Source organism: Nonomuraea sp. N2-4H (genome assembly GCF_045291505.1).
GTDB classification, from domain to species: Bacteria; Actinomycetota; Actinomycetes; order Streptosporangiales; family Streptosporangiaceae; genus Nonomuraea; species Nonomuraea fastidiosa.
Genome location: NZ_CP147987.1, coordinates 464,190 through 480,043 on the forward strand (window position 1 = coordinate 464,190; position 15,854 = coordinate 480,043).

The window sequence follows — 15,854 nt, forward strand, 5'->3', positions numbered from 1 at the left end:
CGCGTCCCCCATGAGTATCAGGTGGGCCACCCGTCGAAAGGATGACGCAGTCGAGTGCCGGGCGGCAGGTCGCGGCGGACGTACCACTCGGTGCCGAAGACGTAGCGGTAGAGCAGGCGGGGGACCTTGAGCATGACGGCGAGCGTGCGGTCGGTGTCGCCGCCGGTGGCCTGCGAGGCGTGCGCGGCCATGGAGGCGCGTTTCTGTTTGGCGTACCTGCGGACGTTGACCCGGTGGGTGATGACCTCGCCCGGTGAGTACGCGCTCTCGAACGTGCGTATGTCGAACTCGGGAGGGAACCGGTAGAACTTCCCCGCCAGCCGCAGCAGCCGCAGCAGCGGGTCGCGGTTGACCGTCGCCTCCAGGACGATCTTCGTGCCCGCGATCTTCGCCGCCCGCCTGCCCACCCGGTGGACCTGGACGTGGTCGGGGTGGCCGTAGCCGCCCGCCGGGTCGTAGATGGTGAGCAGGTCGGCGCGCTCCTCCTGGAGGATGGCGGCCAGCGCCTTGGCGGCCTCTTCCGTGTCGGCGTCGATGAACGCGTTGTCGGGCCGTTCGTCGGCGACGCCGCCCTGCGGGCTCAGGCCGGAGTCGCCGTAGCCGAGGCACTCGACGCGGGCGCAGCCCAGCAGCGCGGCCGACTCGTACAGCTCCCTGAGCCTGGTCTCGCCCAGCGCCTCACCCGGCTCCATGTCGGCCAGGCCGCGCTCGCCCGCGGTGGCCACCACGAGCACCACGCGGTGTCCCTCGGCCGCGAGCTTCGCCATGGTGCCCGCCGTCAGCAGGGCCTCGTCGTCAGGGTGGGCATGGAAGAACACAGCGGTACGTGGAGGCACAGGCCCAGATTAGTCTGGGAGGGGTGCGGATCTTTCACGTGAGTGACTGTTACCTGCCGCGACTCGGGGGGATCGAGGTTCAGGTCGCCGATCTCGTGCGCGTGCAGCGGGAGGCCGGGCACGAGGTGTCGGTGGCCACGGCGACCAGGGGGAGCCGCTGCCCGGCGTCCACAGGATCGTCGCTCCCATGCCGTTCGACCTGCCCGTCCACCCGTTCGGAGTGGGTCATCTCACGCGCCGCATCACCTCGGCGCGTCCCGACGTGGTCCACGTCCACGCGGGGGCGGTCTCGCCGTTCGCGTGGATGGGCGTGCGCGCCGCGCACCGCGCCGGCGTTCCGTGCGTGGTGACCGTCCACAGCATGTGGGATCCGCTGACGCGGGCGCTCTACCGCCTGCTGCGGCTGGCGTACGGGTGGCAGCGGTGGCGGCTGGTGGCCACCACCGTCAGCAACGCCGCCGCCGCCCCGATCCGCGCCGTGGCGGGGCCCCTGGTGCCGGTCCGCGTCGTCTCCAACGGCCTCGACCTGTCCGGCTGGGCGCCGCCCCCGGGGACGCCCGACCCCCGGACAGGTGTGCATCTGGTCGCGGTCGGCCGCCTGGCCCCGCGCAAGCAGCCCGTACGCCTGCTGAAACTGCTGCTGGCCGCCCGCGCGCAGGTGCCGGCCCACATCCCCATGCGGGCCACGATCGTCGGCGACGGGCCGGCCAGGAGCCAGATGGAGCGCTTCCTGGCCCGCCACGGCATGACCGGCTGGGTCTCGCTGCCGGGCCGCTACACCCGCGAGCAGATCGCCAAGGTGCTGGAGTCGGCCGACGTGTTCGTCGCGCCGGCGCCGCGCGAGTCGTTCGGCATCGCCGCGCTCGAAGCGCGCGCGGCCGGGCTCCCCGTGGTCGCGCGGGCGCAGAGCGGGGTGGCCGACTTCGTCGAGGACGGCGTCGAGGGCCTGCTCGGCCGCTCGCTCGGCGATCTGGCCAGGGCGGTCGCCCGGCTGTGCCGGGACCCCGAGCTGCGGGCCGCCATCGCCGCGCACAATCGCGCGACGCCCCTGCGGCCGGCTCGTGGGACGCCGTGCTCGACGGCTTCGACCGCGCGTACGAGCAGGCCATCGCCGCCCGCCGCGCCCGCCCCGCGTAGACCCTTCGCGATGCCGGCTCCCGGCAGGGCCGGCGTGGCGCTCGCCCCCTGCCGCGCCACACCGGCCCTCCCAGGCCGGGCCGGCCACGGCCGCCGTCTCACCCGTCCCCCACAGGTGGTCACGGCGACCGCGCGTTCCCCTTTAAGAGCAGGCAGACGTGATCTTGCTCTGGAACCCGTTCAGCTTGGTCATGAAGCCCGAGGCGGAGGTCACGTTGCCGCTCTCGAACGAGGCGAAGCCGTCGGCCAGGTCGGTCAGAGCGGCGGCGATCTCGCCGTCGTACTTGCCGGCGAGTTCCCTGGCCTTATCGGCCGCCGACTTGGAAGCGGCGGCGACCGCCTCCTGGTCCGTGGCGTTGGAGCTGATCACGTTGCTCCACTCGGTGGCGATCTGCTGGGCCTCGCTGGCCACGGCGTTGCAGTCGACGGCCTGGCCGAGGACGCCACAAGCGGTGGTCATCGCGGCAAGAGTGAGCGTCGCGGCCACAGTGGCGATGCGACGAGGGGGAGTCATGTATGTGCCTTCCGTTGGTTCAACTTACGAAAAGCACGATATGGGCGATCACTTAACTGTCACTTGCACCCCACTAACACCACGCGTATCAGGCGAGCGTAAAGGCATGGTGCCCGCCCCGTACGATCTCGTCTCGACGGGGTAGCGGCAACAACGACACAGCCCCCGAACCCCCGAGAGTGAGGTGCCGGTGTCGACCGTGAGACAGCGCCAGCGCGGCAGCGGGGGGTCGGGATGAAGGTGATCGTCATCGGGGCCGGCGTCGCCGGGCTCGCCACCGCACGCGGCCTGCTGCGCGCGGGCCACGACGTCGAGGTGTACGAGGAGTCGCCCGAGCCCCGCACGGACGGCGGGTCCGTCACCCTCTGGCCCGGCAGCACGGCCATCCTGGAGGAGCTGAAGGCCGACTGGACGGGTGTCGGCCGCCGCCTGGAGACGCTGGAGTCGTGGGCCGCCGACGGCCGGCGCCTGCTCACCCTCGACCTGACCGTGCCCGAGCGCCGCTTCGGTCACCCGGTCGTCCACGTCGCCCGCGGCGAGCTGGTGGAGCTGCTGTCCGACGGCGTGCCGGTGACGTACGGCGCGCGCGCCGAGCACGTGGTGCCCGAGCGGGCCGAGGTGCGCCTGTCGGACGGCCGGACCGTACGCGGTGACGTGCTGGTGGGCGCCGACGGCCGCCGTTCCGTGGTGCGCGCGGCGCTGTGGGGGGCCGACAGGGCCACGCTGAGCCCGTGGGTCACCTGGCAGGGGTTCACCACCGCGCCGACCCCGCTGACCGAGTCGCGCAGGGCGGTGATGATCGCCGGGCGGAACGGGCTGTGCGGACTGATCCCGGCGGGCAGGGGCCGCCTGCTGTGGTGGTTCGACGTCAGGTCGGCGCCGGGGCGGCCGTTCTGGGCCGATGACCCGGATGTGGTCGGGCGGCTGCGGGAGCGGTTCGGCGGCTGGGCCGAGCCGGTGCCGGCCGTGCTGGCGACGATCGAGGACGCCGGCTTCTTCCCGCATTACCGCCAGCCGATCCCCAGCGTGTGGGGGAGGGGCCGGCCACGCTGGCCGGCGACGCGGCCCACACCATGCCGCCCACCATGGCGCAGGGGGCCAATCAGGCGCTCGAGGACGCCTGGCTGCTCACCCGGTCGATCGGGGACCTGCGGGCGTACGAGCGGGCCAGGTCGAAGGTGGTGCGCAGGCCCGCCAGGCTGGCCGCCACCGAGGCCACCGACATGCAGCGGCCGATCGCCGGACTGCTGCCCGACGGGCTCATGACGCGCGTCTACACCGCGTTGCTGCGCCGCTACAGCAGCTACCTCTTGACAGCCCTCTGAGCCCGCCTGACTATGTCGCATATAGAGCAACTCGGTGCGTAATACGCAACAAGGGGTGCCGGTTGACCACCACGTCGAGTTTGATCCCCACGCTTCCAGGAAGCGCCTACACCGACCCCGAGGCGTTCGCCGAGGAGCAGGAGAAGATCTTCGAGAGCCTCTGGTTCTGCGCGGTCAGATCCGCCGATCTGGCCAAGCCGGGCGCGTTCAGGACCGTCCAGGTCGGCCGCGAGAGCGTCATCGTGGTACGCGGCCGCGACGACCGCCTGCGCGCCTTCCTCAACGTCTGCCGGCACCGCGGCGCGCGCTTATGCCTTGAGGACGCCGGCGAGGTCAAAAGGACGATCAGGTGCGCCTACCACGCCTGGTCCTACGACCTGGACGGCCGGCTCGCCGCCGCGCCCAACCTGGTCAAGATGCCGGACATCGACCGGGTCGCGTACGGCATGATCCCCGTCCACCTGCGCGAATGGCTCGGATACGCCTGGGTCTGCCTGGCCGCCGAGCCGCCCTCCTTCGAGGACACCGTCACCCACGCCGCCACGGAACGCCTCGGAGACCCCGCCGCCATCGAGCACTACCACGTCGAGGACCTCGCGCTCGGCCGCCGCATCGTCTACGACGTCAAGGCCAACTGGAAGCTCCTCGTCGAGAACTTCATGGAGTGCTACCACTGCGCCACCATCCACCCGGAGCTGACCGCCGTCCTCCCGGAGTTCGCCGGCGGCTACGCGGCGCAGTACTACGTCGGCCACGGCGCCGAGTTCGCCGAGCGGGTCGAGGGGTTCACCGTGGACGGCAGCCCCGGCTTCGGCAAGCTGCCCGATGTGACGCCCGAGCAGGACCGCCGCTACTACGCGATCACCGTCAAGCCGCAGGTGTTCATCAACCTGGTGCCCGACCACGTGATCCTGCACCGCATGTTCCCGCTGGCCGTGGACCGGACGGTGGTCGAGTGCGACTGGCTCTACCACCCCGAGGTGATCGAGTCCGGCGCCGACGTCTCACTGTCGGTCGAGCTGTTCCACCGGGTCAACGAGCAGGACTTCGAGGCGTGCGAGCGCACCCAGCCCGGCATGTCGTCACGGGCCTACCGCGACGGCGGGGTGCTCGTGCCGAGCGAGCACCACATCTCGCTCTTCCATCAGTGGGTGAACCGGCGCTTGCGCGGATAGCTCACGGTGAGCCCGCCGTACATGCGCGCATGCGCGAATCCGGCATGTCCCGAGCATGAATTCGCTTCAGAAGGGGAGTTTCCGGCCGGAAGGGGTGCGGAGATCGAGGGGCAAGGGACGGTTCGCCGGACGGGGGCGCTGAACGATCTGAACTCTCTTCACACCCATGAGGTACCCAACGAAGTGCGGTGATGACACCAACCTTCGGTAGCCTGATGGCTTGATGCCGGCAGACCCGTTCCACCATCCCGCACTCCTGTATCGAAGTGACCGGGAATACGCGGCTGCCACCACGGCCTTCGTGACCGAGGGCCTGGCCGCCGGCGACCCCGTCGCGGTGGCCGTGCCCGGCGCGCGTCTCGCGCTGATCCGGGACGCGCTCGGCTCCGCCGCCCGCGACGTGCTCATGCTCGACATGACCGAGGCGGGCCGCAATCCCGGCCGCATCATCCCCGCCGTGCTGCACGGCTTCGCCGACGCGCATCCCGGCCGCCACGTGCGGATCATCGGCGAGCCGGTCTGGCCGGGCCGCACGCCCGCCGAATATCCGGCCTGCGCGCAGCACGAGGCGCTGATCAACCTGGCGTTCGCGGGGCGGCCGGCGACGATCATGTGCCCGTACGACGTGGAAGCGCTCGGCGACGAGGTCATCGGCGAGGTCGCGCGCACCCACCCCGTGCTGCGCGACGCCTCCGGGGAGCGAGCCAGCGCCGGCTACGCGCCCGAGCAGGTCGTCGAGGGCCACAACCGGCCGCTCGACGAGCCCGAGAGCTGCGTCTCGCTGCGCTTCGACCGCGGCAACCTGTCCGCCGCGCGGGCCCTGGCCGCCGACGAGGCCGCGGCGCGGGGGATCGCGGGCGACCGGCTCGACGACATCCGGCTCACCGTGGCCGAGCTCGGCGCCAACAGCCTCGACCACGGCGGCGGCTCCGGGCTGCTGCGCGTCTGGCAGGCGGACGGCCGGCTGGTGTGCGAGGTCAGCGACAGCGGCCACATCACCGACCCGCTGGCGGGCCGCCGCCCGGTCGATCCGCGCCAGGCGGGCTCGCGCGGCCTGCTGATCGTCAACCTGCTGAGCGACCTCGTCCGCATCCACACCCGCCCAGGCGCCACCACCGTCCGCGCCTACTTCGACCTCACCACCTGAGCCCCCGACAGGGGTCGGGACGCCCCCGGCACCCTGAGGGGGATGACCCTACCCAGGGTCGGGAAACCGCAGGTCAGAGCCCACATCCAGAGTCGTGTCAGCCCAAGGTGTTAAGGGATCCTTCAGGGCGGTTTCGGGCCCATCTCCGATGTTCGCCGAGCCCGCGTTCCGCGAGCTTGGAGGCATGAAGGGATTGCTTGTCAGCGGATTAGCGGCCATCGGCGCCGGCAGCGGCGCGATGCTCACCCTGCACGCCGGCTCGAACCTCGACCCGATGCACGCCGTGATCAGCGAGTACGTGTGGCAGTCCGCCGGCTGGCTGCTGCCCACGTCGCTGACCCTGTTCACCGTGGGCGCCCTGCTGATCGCGGAGGCGCTGCGCCGGGCGGGGGCGAACCGCTGGGTCGTCGTCCTGCTGCTGGGGTGGGCGGCGAGCATGTTCCTGGTGGGCGCGTTCCCGACCGACCGGCCCGGCGTGCCGCTGTCGCTGTCGGGCGGCATCCACCGCTACGCCGCTTTCGCCGCGTTCGTCATGATGCCGCTCGCCGGGCTGCTGCTGGCCAGGGCGAAGGTCCGCTACGCCAAGGCGCTGCGGGCGCTCAGCATGATCGCCGTGGGCGCGCTGGTCCTGGTCGTCGTCCCGTACGTGGTGCGCATGTTCGGCATCCCGCTGTCCAACGACGACATCCCCGCCGGGCTGACCCAGCGCGTCGTGGTCGTCACGGAGCTCGGGGTGCTGGCGCTGGCCGGGCTGACGATGCTCAAGCCGTCGGCCCGCCGGGTGCCGGCCCTCGCGGGGAAGCTCGCGTAGAAAGCTCTCGGGGGCGGCTCGCGTAGAAAGATCGAATCGGCAGGCGTGAACGCCGCGCTCCCGGAAAGAGGGAGGCCCTGACCTACCTCCCGAGGAGCTGACGAGATGACGATTCTGATCGCGTACGACGGGTCCGACGACGCCAAGGCCGCCATCCAGTTCACGGGGCGGATGTTCCCCGGCGAGCACGCCGTGGTGCTGACCGTGTGGGAGCGGCTGGCGATGACCTCGGCCAGGGCGTCGGCCGGTCTCATGGTGACGATCGACCAGTCGGGCGCCGAGGACGAGGCGATCGGGGAGGCGATGAGCGACCTGGCCAGGCAGGGGGCCGAGCTGGCCCGCGAGGCCGGGCTCGAGGCCACCCCCAGATGCGACGTGGACTCCGTGGCGGTCTGGTCGACCATCGTGGACGTGGCGGACGAACTGGACGCCTCCCTCATCGTGACCGGCACCAGAGGGCTGGGCGGGGTGCGCTCGCTGCTGCTCGGCAGCACGTCCGACCGGGTGCTGCACCACGCGCACCGGCCCGTGCTGGTCGTCCCGGGTCCCCGGAAAGACGCGTGAAATCGTCCCGGGTCCCCGGAAAGACGCGTGAAAGCGGACGCGCCCATGGCGTAAGCTATCCACATGATCACGACGTGCCGCCGAATGATGGCCCCTTAGGGGGCTTCCATAGGCACGTCCACGTTGAGGCCCTGCTATCCGGGGCCTCTCGTCGTGTCCGGGGCCCCGCTTTCCGGAGGCATCCGATGTACGTCACGACCACCATCCCCTACGTCAACGCCCGCCCGCACCTCGGGCACGCGCTGGAGCTCGTCCAGGCCGACGTGCTGGCCAGGCACCACAGGCGGCGCGGCGAGCCCGTGCGGTTCCAGACCGGCACCGACGACAACTCGCTGAAGAACGTGCTGGCCGCCGAGGCGGAAGGCGTGCCGGTGCGCGAGCTGGTCGATCGCAACGCCGCCGCGTTCGAGGCGCTGCGCGGGCCGCTCGACGTGTCGTTCGACTCCTTCATCAGGACCAGCGCGCACCCCGCGCACCGCGCGGGCGTCGAGGAGATCTGGCGGGCCACCGAGCACGACCTCTACCGGCGGCACTACGAGGGGCTCTACTGCGTGGGCTGCGAGCAGTTCTACCAGGAGGGCCCCTGTCCCGACGGGCACGCAGAGCCACTGCAGAAGGTGTCGGAACAGAACTGGTTCTTCCGGCTCTCCCGCTACCAGGACGCGCTGCTCGACCTCATCACCAGCGGCCGGCTGCGCATCGAGCCCGCAGCCCGGCGCAACGAGGTGCTCGCGTTCGTCTCGGCGGGGCTGGCCGACATCAGCGTCTCCCGCTCGGCCGCCCGCGCCCGCGGCTGGGGCATCCCCGTGCCCGGCGACCCCGGCCAGGTCATCTACGTCTGGTGGGACGCCCTCGCCAACTACGTGACGGCGCTGGACGAGCCCGGCGCGTACGAGCGGTGGTGGGTGCACGAGAAGGACAAGGTGCACATCGTGGGCAAAGGCGTGATCCGCTTCCACGCGGTCTACTGGCCGGCCATGCTGCTGTCGGCGGGGCGGCCGCTGCCCACCGCCATCTTCGTGCACGACTACATCACGGCCGGCGGCCGGAAGATCAGCAAATCGGCGGGCAACGGGGCCGATCCGGTGGCGCTGGTGGAGGCGTACGGGACCGACGCCGTGCGCTGGTGGCTGCTGCGCGAGGTGCCGCGCGTCGGCGACGCGGACTTCACCGAGGAACGGCTGCGCGCCAGAGCGGACGAGGACCTCGCCAACGGCCTCGGCAACCTGGTCAGCAGGGTCGCGACCATGGTGCACCGCTTCCTCGACGGCCACGTGCCGCCGCAGGACGAGCCGCTGGTCGAGGTCTCGGTCGACGAGGCGCTCGCCGACTTCGACTTCCGCAGGGCGGCCCTTGAGGTGTGGCGCATCGTCGAGGAGGCCAACCGGTACGTCGAGAGCGCCCGCCCCTGGGCGCAGCCGCGCGCCGCGCAGGAGGTGTCGCTGGGCCGGCTGGTCGGCGCGTGCCGGGAGCTGGCCGTGCAGCTCGAGCCGTTCCTGCCGACGGCGGCGCGGCGGGTGGCGGCGGCGGTCGGCGGCGACCGGCTGGCCAAGCCGCGCCCGCTGTTCCCGCGCCGAGGGGTTTGACGATCTTCATCGCCGGGCTTACGTTGGCGGCCGGCCGACCAACCGGTATGGAGGTGCTCCGTGCCCACCGTCGAGACGCTTCGCGGCCCCGTCGACGTCGATTCACTCGGACAGACCCTGATGCACGAGCACGTGTTCGTGCTCGCCGCAGAACACGTGGACAACTACGGCAAGGGAGCGTGGTGGGACGAGGAGGCCCGGGTGGCGGACGCGGTCGCCAAGCTGCGCGCGCTGGCGGCCAAAGGCGTGCGCACGCTCGCCGACCCGACCGTGTGGGGCCTCGGCAGGAACATCCCGCGCGTCAAGCGCGTCGCCGATCAGGTGCCGGAGCTCAACATCATCGCCGCCACGGGCCTCTACTTCTACGACGAGGTGCCGCACCAGTACGAGCACCGTGGACCCGGCCTGCTCATCGACTGCCCCGACCCCATGATCGACGACTTCGTGCGCGACCTCACCGAGGGCATCGCCGGCACCGGGGTGAAGGCGGCCTTCCTCAAGTGCGTGGTCGAGGCCAAGGGGCTCACGCCCGGCGTCGAGCGCATCTGCCGGGCCGTGGCACAGGCGCACCTGCGTACGGGGGCGCCGATCACCGTGCACACCAACGCGGGCGCCCGCAGCGGGCTGCTCGCGCTCGACCTGTTCGCCAAGGAGGGCGTGGACCTGAGCAAGGTGGTCGTCGGGCACGCCGGCGACAGCAACGACCTCGACTACCTCATGCGCCTGGCCGACACCGGCGCCACCCTCGGGATCGACCGCTTCGGCCTCGACCTGTACAACCCGACCGCGCAACGCGTGGCCACGATCGCGGCGCTCGCCGCCCGCGGCTACGCCGACCGCATGGTCCTCAGCCACGACACGGCCTGCTTCATGGACTATTTCGGCGGCTCATGGGAAGAGACCCGCGACGCGGTGGCGCCGAACTGGCGCTACGATCACATTCACGACGATGTCTTGGCCGCACTGCGGGACTCTGGTGTGACCGACGACCAGATTGAGCAGATGCTGGTGTTCAACCCGAAGCGCTACTTCTCATAGAGTGGTTGGATCGGGAGAGCGACGCGGGTAGGTGGAACTGGGTGACTTCGGAGCAGGCCTTGTCGATAAGCCTCGGACTCCAAGGACCCTGCGTCATCGCGCGGTTGACAGGGGACTTCGACTTCGGTTCTGCCGCCGAGGTCCGCGACCGCGTGACCAAGGCCCTCGATCTCACCCAGCCGCCGCTGCTCGTCATCGACATGCAGGCCGTGAGCGTCTGTGACTCCTCCGGCCTGTCGGTGCTGGTCTACCTGCACAAAGCCGTCACCGCCTCCGGCGGGCGGCTGCTGCTGTCGGGGCTCAACGGCCGGTGCAAGCACCTGTTCGCCATCACGGCGCTGGACAAGTTCTTCGACATCCGCAGCACGGCCGAGCTGGCCATCGCCGAGCTCAGCGAAGCGGCGGACTCGCCGCCGTTCACGGACTGACCCCTGCCGGGCCCTGAGGGCTCAGGCCGGGCGGCCGGTCGAGCGGTTCTGAAGGTCCCGCAGAGCGGCGTTCTCAGGTGCGCGCAGTGCGGCTTCTCCAGGTGCGCACAGTGCGGCGTTTCGAGGTTCGCGCCGAGCGGCGGGCAGGCCCAGAGTCGCATCGAGGAAGCCGCGCATCCGGGCCTGACGCCTCAGGCGTCTTTCAGGGACTCGCCCGTTTTTCAGGTGGTGACGAGGAGCGCCACGCCGATCAGCACCACGACCGGGACAAGCCACATCACGACCTCGACGGCGAATTCCTTCATCATCGAGCAGGTCTCCATTCAGGTGAGGGCACGCGAAACGTCACTGCGCAGCATAGCCGTCCCCGGCCGCTGCCCGGTCACAGGGGCGTCCGCGTGCCCCTTCGATCGAACCCTGAGCTCAGACGGTGACCGCGCCGTCGGAGGCCGGGCGGACCGAGCTCAGACGGTGACCGCGCCGTCGGAGGCCGAGTGGACCGTGGCGACGTACTTCGCGAGCACGCCGCGCTCGACCTCACGCTCGGGACGTCGCCACTCGGCGCGGCGGCGGGCCAGCTCGTCCTCGGGCACCAGCAGGTCGAGCGTGCCGGCCGCGCTGTCGATCACCACCGTGTCGCCGTCGCGCACCAGCGCGATGGGCCCGCCGTGGTACGCCTCCGGCGCCACGTGCCCGATCACCAGGCCGTGCGAGACGCCGCTGAAGCGGCCGTCGGTCACCAGCGCCACGGAGTTGCCGAGCCCCCGGCCGACCAGCGGCCCGGTGATCGACAGCATCTCGCGCATGCCCGGGCCGCCAGCCGGGCCCTCGTACCTGACCACGATGACGTCGCCAGGCACGATGCGGCCCTCCTGGATGGCGACGTAGCAGTCGTTCTCCGAGTCGAACACCTTGGCCGGGCCCTCGTGCCGGAAGTCGTCCTTGCCGCCCAGCTTGAGCACGGCCCCGTCCGGCGCGAGCGAGCCGCGCAGGATGGCCAGCGCGCCGCGCTTCTTGAACGGCTTGTCCGCGCTCGCCACCACCTGCTGGCCCGGCGTCTCCTCGGCGGATGCCGCCACCTCGGCCAGCGTGCGGCCGTCCACCAGCGTGACGTTCTCGCGCAGCAGCCCGGCCTCCAGCAGCCGGCGCACCACCAGCGACGTGCCGCCCGCCCGCCACAGGTCGAGCGCCGTGTGGTCGCCGCCGCTCGGCTTGAGCCCGGTGATGATCGGCACCTCGCGGCAGACCTCGCCGATGCGGTCGATCTCCAGCGGCAGCCCCGCCTCGCGGGCGATGGCCAGCAGGTGCAGCACCGCGTTCGTGGAGCCGCCCATGGCCGCCACCGAGACGATCGCGTTGTGCAGCGCGTCGGCGGTGAGCACCTTCGAGGGGCGGGCGTCGCGGGCCAGCGCGTCCATGGCGATCTCGCCGATCCGGCGGGCCGCCGCGTTCTTCTCCTCCGCCACCGCCGGGATGTCGCCCACCCCGAACGGCGCGAGGCCGAGGAAGTCGGCGACCGCGCCCATGGTGTTGGCGGTGTACTGGGCGGCGCAGGTGCCCGCGCCGGGGCAGGCGTGCTTGGCCAGGTCGTCGAGCTCGGACTGGTCGAGGCGGCCCACCTCGCGCTCGCCGAGCGCCTCCCACATGTCCTGGATCGTCACATCCTTGCCCCGCCAGCGGCCCGGCATCATGCTGCCGCTGTAGAGGACCACTGACGGCACGTCCAGCCGGGCCAGCGCCATGATCGCGGCCGGCACGGTCTTGTCACAGCCCACGATGGCCACCAGCGCGTCGAACTGGTGCGCCCGGCCCATCAGCTCGATCGAGTCGGCGATCACCTCGCGGCTGATCAGCGACGTGCGCATGCCGGGGGTGTGCATGGTGAGGTTGTCGGAGACGGCGATCGTGTTGAACTCCATGGGCAGCCCGCCCGCCGCCCGCACGCCCTCGGCCACGTGGGCGGCGAGGTCGCGGTGGTTCAGGTTGCAGGGCATGGTGCCGGTCCAGGTGGAGGCGATGCCGACCACAGGGCGGCGCATCTCCTCCTCCGACAGGCCCATGGCGTACAGGTGGGAGCGGGCAGGTGCGCGATCGGGGTCGTCGGCGATGCTCAAGAGGTCTTCCTCCCAGGTACGGGTCGAGGCACCTTTATGATCCAACGTCCTGTTCGGGTGCTCTCCTCCGACCCCCTCACTGCTCGCGCATGCCCCACGGTGAGCCGTACGCGACCAGCAGATCCAGGAACGGCCGCGCGTCGAACGCCTCGGGCCCCAGCACGCCCGTGCCCTTCCAGACCCGCTCGGCCAGCAGCTCCAGGGCGATCACCGGGTTGACCGCGGTCTGCCAGACGACCGCCTGCGAGCCGTACTCGCGCATCGACCACTGGTTGTCCACCACGTGGTACAGGTACACCTCGCGGGGCCGCCCGTCCTTGACGCCCTTCACCCACGTGCCCGCGCAGGTCTTGCCGTGCATGCGATCGCCCAGCTCGGCCGGGTCGGGCAGTACGGCGGCGACCACGTCGCGGGGCGACACCTCGACCGTGCCCCGGCCGGTCCGCACCGCCACCGGCTCCGTGCGGTCCACGCCGATCGCGTGCAGCGTCTTCAGCGCGCCGATGAACTCCTCGCCCAGGCCGTACTTGAACGTCACCCGCCGCGCCGGGATCCACCGCGGCACCAGCACGACCTCCTCGTGCTCGACGTTCACGCACTCCACGGGGCCGATCCCGTCGGGGAAGTCGAAGATCTCGGGCTCGCTGAACGGCTCCGTGGTGTACCAGCCGCGGTCCTTCTCATAGATCAGCGGCGGGTTCAGGCACTCCTCGATCGTGGTCCAGATCGAGAACGAGGGCGCGAACTCGTAGCCCTCGACGGTCAGGTTGCCGCCGTCCCTGACGCCGATCTCCTCGATCTCGTCGAACAGCTCATCGGCCGCGTAACGAGCGAACACGTCGGCGAGGCCGGGCTCCACCCCCATGCCCACCAGCGCCAGCCTGCCGCGCTCGGCCCACTCCGCCGCCCTGGCGAACTGCTCGTCGCCCAGCTTGACGCCCACCTCCTCGTACGGGCGCTCCGGGTGCGGCTTGGACATCGACATGGCCATGTCGAGGTAATCGGCACCGGCGGCGAGCGCGGCGTCGAACAGGGGCAGCACGTAACGCGGGTCGGTGGCGTTGAGCAGCACGTCGCAGCGGTGCTCGGTGAGCAGCGCGGTGACGGCGCGGGTGTCGGCGGCGTCCACCCTGACCGGGGTGAACCTCCCGGCGCGGTCGCCGAGCGCGGCGACGGCGGCCTTGGCGCGGGGGAGGTCGTAGTCGGCGACCACCATGTGGTCGAAGAACGGGCGGCGGGCGGCGATCCGGGTGATGGCGGTGCCCACACCGCCGGCGCCCACGAGAAGGATACGCATGGCGATAAGTCCCCTTTTAGCAGTGTTTTGGGGGTTGTGTCGCTATCCAATGCCCGTACGCTGGACAACGTCAATGGCGTTGGCATAAGGAGCGTGACCGCGATGGCCAAGCGGGTGGTGTCCGAGAGCGCGCGACGACGGCGGCGTCCCACCAAGCAGGGGCAGGTGCTCACGCACGGGCTCATCGTCGAGACCGCGCTGCGCATGCTGCGCGAGCACGGCGCCGCCGGGCTCACCGCGCGCCGCCTCGGGCTGGCGCTCGGCGCTGACGCGAGCACCATCTACCGGTACTTCCGTGGCATGGACGACCTGGTGCTCGCCATCGCCGACGAGCTGTTCGGGCACGCCATGAGCGGCTTTGCGCCCACCGGCGACTGGCGGGCCGACCTGCGCGAGCTGGGCCTGCGCATCCACCACTCGTACCTGGCGCACCCCCAGGCGGCGCTGCTGACCGCGAGCCGGGTGACCGGGCGGCCCAACGAGGTGGCGGGTGACGAGATGATCCTCGGGATCCTGCGGAACGGGGGCTTTCCGGATGAGGACGCTGTCCGGATTTATCACGCCTTCATCGACCAGAGCCTGGCGTTCTCCATCCTCGACGCCGCCACCCTCGCCCTGCCTCCTGCCGCCCGCGAGGCCGACGAGGAGGTCTGGCGGGAGACGTACGCGCGGCTGCCCGCCGAGACCCACCCCCACATCGCCGCCACCGCGCCGCTGCTGGTGGCGAGGATGAACGACAGCGCGTACCCGATCGCGCTCGACATGCTGCTCGCCAGCGCCGAGGCCCAGCTCGCCCGCGCATCGAGCGCTGAGCCTTAGCCCGCTTCCGGCCGCTCGCCTGCCTCTGGCCGCTTCCCCGCCTCTGGTTGCGTGCCCGCTTCCGGCGGCGTACTCGCTTCCGGCGGCGTGCTCGTGCGGCGCGGCGGGGCGGCATCGGGGTAGGGGCTCTGCATGCCGGAAGGACACCTGATCCACCGCCACGCGCGGGAGCAGCACGCCGACCTGGGCGGGCGTGTCCTGCGCGCGGCCGGGCCGCAGGGGCGCTTCGACGCCAGGCCGTACGACGGTCGCGCGCTGCGCTCGGTCGAGGCGCTGGGCAAGCACCTGCTCTACCACTTCGACGACGCGCCCGCCGTCCACGTGCACCTCGGCATGCGCGGCATCTTCCTGCGCTACGCCGACCCCGCCACCCCGCCCAAGGCGGGCACCCGGCTGCGGCTGGCCACGGACGACGTCGCGTACGACCTCATCGCTCCCTCCCTGTGCGAGCAGCTCGACCCGGACGGCGTGGACGCGCTGCGCGCCTCGCTCGGCCCCGACCCGCTGCGCGACGACGCCTCGCCGGAGGAGGCGGTGCGGCGGCTGACCGGGTTCCGCGGGCCGGTGGGGGCGGCCGTGCTCGACCAGAAGGTGTGGGCGGGCGTCGGCAACGCCTGGCGGGCCGAGCTGCTGTTCCTCATCGGCCTGCATCCGGGCGCCCGCGACGTGGACGCCGCCACGGCCGGGCGGCTGTGGGAGGCGGCGCGGTCGTACATGGTGCTGGGGCGCGATGCGGGGCAGGTGGTGAGCGATCCCGACGCGCCCGACGAGCGCTGGGTCTACAAGCGCGAGCACTGCCGCCGCTGCGGCACCTCCGTGGCGACCTGCCAGATCGCCTCCAGAACCGCCTACGTCTGCCCCGCCGACCAGCCCGCCTAGCACCGCGACCGCCCGCCGCGCCTTGTCGGCCGCGACCGCCCGCCGTGCCTTGTCGGCCGCGACCGCCCGCCGCGCCCGTGTGGCCGCCGCCCGCTCTCACATCCCTGCCGTGACCTGGCAGAACACCTGAGAGCCACGTGCCCGTCCATCGGGGACCGGCCGGTAGCCTGGACGTGATATGGCA

General features: G+C 71.6%; 15 protein-coding genes and 2 pseudogenes. 12 read left to right on the top strand and 5 right to left on the bottom strand.

From position 1 onward, the window contains the following. Positions 1 to 17: 17 nt before the first annotated feature. Both WBK31_RS02175 and WBK31_RS02180 read right to left on the bottom strand, forming a co-directional pair. On the bottom strand, positions 18 to 836 hold the full coding sequence (locus WBK31_RS02175; RefSeq protein ID WP_364058357.1) for a PIG-L family deacetylase: 819 nt from the start codon (positions 834 to 836) through the stop codon (positions 18 to 20). Positions 837 to 915: 79 nt separating this feature from the next. Continuing rightward, the gene (locus WBK31_RS02180; RefSeq protein ID WP_406675576.1) at positions 916 to 1,065 is read right to left on the bottom strand and encodes a hypothetical protein; all 150 of its coding nucleotides are present in this window, start codon (positions 1,063 to 1,065) and stop codon (positions 916 to 918) included. Between WBK31_RS02180 and WBK31_RS02185 the strand changes: the two are divergent. Further along, positions 1,024 to 1,821: pseudogene (locus tag WBK31_RS02185) on the top strand (glycosyltransferase); the annotation flags it as partial. The gene WBK31_RS02180 and the pseudogene WBK31_RS02185 overlap by 42 nt on opposite strands. A 294-nt stretch (positions 1,822 to 2,115) precedes the next feature. Here the strand turns inward: WBK31_RS02185 and WBK31_RS02190 are convergent. Continuing rightward, positions 2,116 to 2,487: a hypothetical protein gene (locus WBK31_RS02190; protein WP_406675577.1), complete on the bottom strand. Its 372-nt coding sequence runs from the start codon at positions 2,485 to 2,487 to the stop codon at positions 2,116 to 2,118. 234 nt (positions 2,488 to 2,721) lie between these two features. Between WBK31_RS02190 and WBK31_RS02195 the strand changes: the two are divergent. From WBK31_RS02195 to WBK31_RS02235, 9 genes and pseudogenes are all read left to right on the top strand, one after another. After that, a pseudogene (locus tag WBK31_RS02195) lies at positions 2,722 to 3,210 on the top strand (FAD-dependent oxidoreductase); the annotation flags it as partial. Positions 3,211 to 3,572: 362 nt separating this feature from the next. Further along, positions 3,573 to 3,812, top strand: coding sequence for a hypothetical protein (locus WBK31_RS02200; RefSeq protein ID WP_406674250.1), 240 nt, complete (start codon positions 3,573 to 3,575; stop codon positions 3,810 to 3,812). Positions 3,813 to 3,892: 80 nt separating this feature from the next. After that, the gene (locus WBK31_RS02205) at positions 3,893 to 4,987 is read left to right on the top strand and encodes an aromatic ring-hydroxylating dioxygenase subunit alpha (protein ID WP_364058345.1); all 1,095 of its coding nucleotides are present in this window, start codon (positions 3,893 to 3,895) and stop codon (positions 4,985 to 4,987) included. 223 nt (positions 4,988 to 5,210) lie between these two features. After that, positions 5,211 to 6,134, top strand: a complete 924-nt coding sequence (locus WBK31_RS02210; protein WP_406675438.1) for an anti-sigma factor RsbA family regulatory protein — start codon at positions 5,211 to 5,213, stop codon at positions 6,132 to 6,134. A 184-nt stretch (positions 6,135 to 6,318) separates the two neighbouring features. Continuing rightward, positions 6,319 to 6,945: a DUF998 domain-containing protein gene (locus WBK31_RS02215; protein ID WP_364058342.1), complete on the top strand. Its 627-nt coding sequence runs from the start codon at positions 6,319 to 6,321 to the stop codon at positions 6,943 to 6,945. Positions 6,946 to 7,050: 105 nt separating this feature from the next. After that, entirely contained in the window at positions 7,051 to 7,509 is a 459-nt protein-coding gene (locus WBK31_RS02220; protein WP_364058339.1) for a universal stress protein, read from the top strand. 185 nt (positions 7,510 to 7,694) lie between these two features. Continuing rightward, positions 7,695 to 9,095: a methionine--tRNA ligase gene (locus WBK31_RS02225; protein ID WP_364058336.1), complete on the top strand. Its 1,401-nt coding sequence runs from the start codon at positions 7,695 to 7,697 to the stop codon at positions 9,093 to 9,095. A gap of 60 nt (positions 9,096 to 9,155) precedes the next feature. After that, positions 9,156 to 10,133 (top strand): phosphotriesterase, encoded by a 978-nt coding sequence (locus WBK31_RS02230; protein ID WP_406674251.1) that lies wholly within the window; start codon positions 9,156 to 9,158, stop codon positions 10,131 to 10,133. A gap of 41 nt (positions 10,134 to 10,174) precedes the next feature. Further along, positions 10,175 to 10,561: an STAS domain-containing protein gene (locus tag WBK31_RS02235; protein WP_364058330.1), complete on the top strand. Its 387-nt coding sequence runs from the start codon at positions 10,175 to 10,177 to the stop codon at positions 10,559 to 10,561. 464 nt (positions 10,562 to 11,025) lie between these two features. Here the strand turns inward: WBK31_RS02235 and ilvD are convergent, their stop codons facing one another. Continuing rightward, positions 11,026 to 12,675, bottom strand: a complete 1,650-nt coding sequence (ilvD, locus tag WBK31_RS02240; RefSeq protein ID WP_364058327.1) for a dihydroxy-acid dehydratase — start codon at positions 12,673 to 12,675, stop codon at positions 11,026 to 11,028. A gap of 76 nt (positions 12,676 to 12,751) precedes the next feature. Continuing rightward, a complete protein-coding gene (locus tag WBK31_RS02245; protein WP_406674252.1) occupies positions 12,752 to 13,972 on the bottom strand; it encodes a saccharopine dehydrogenase family protein in 1,221 nt (406 codons plus the stop codon). 102 nt (positions 13,973 to 14,074) lie between these two features. On the opposite strand from WBK31_RS02245, the gene WBK31_RS02250 reads away from it, so the two are divergent. Both WBK31_RS02250 and WBK31_RS02255 read left to right on the top strand, forming a co-directional pair. After that, the gene (locus tag WBK31_RS02250; protein ID WP_364059552.1) at positions 14,075 to 14,791 is read left to right on the top strand and encodes a TetR/AcrR family transcriptional regulator; all 717 of its coding nucleotides are present in this window, start codon (positions 14,075 to 14,077) and stop codon (positions 14,789 to 14,791) included. 132 nt (positions 14,792 to 14,923) lie between these two features. Further along, entirely contained in the window at positions 14,924 to 15,670 is a 747-nt protein-coding gene (locus WBK31_RS02255; protein WP_364058321.1) for a DNA-formamidopyrimidine glycosylase family protein, read from the top strand. The last annotated feature ends 184 nt before the right edge of the window (positions 15,671 to 15,854 follow it).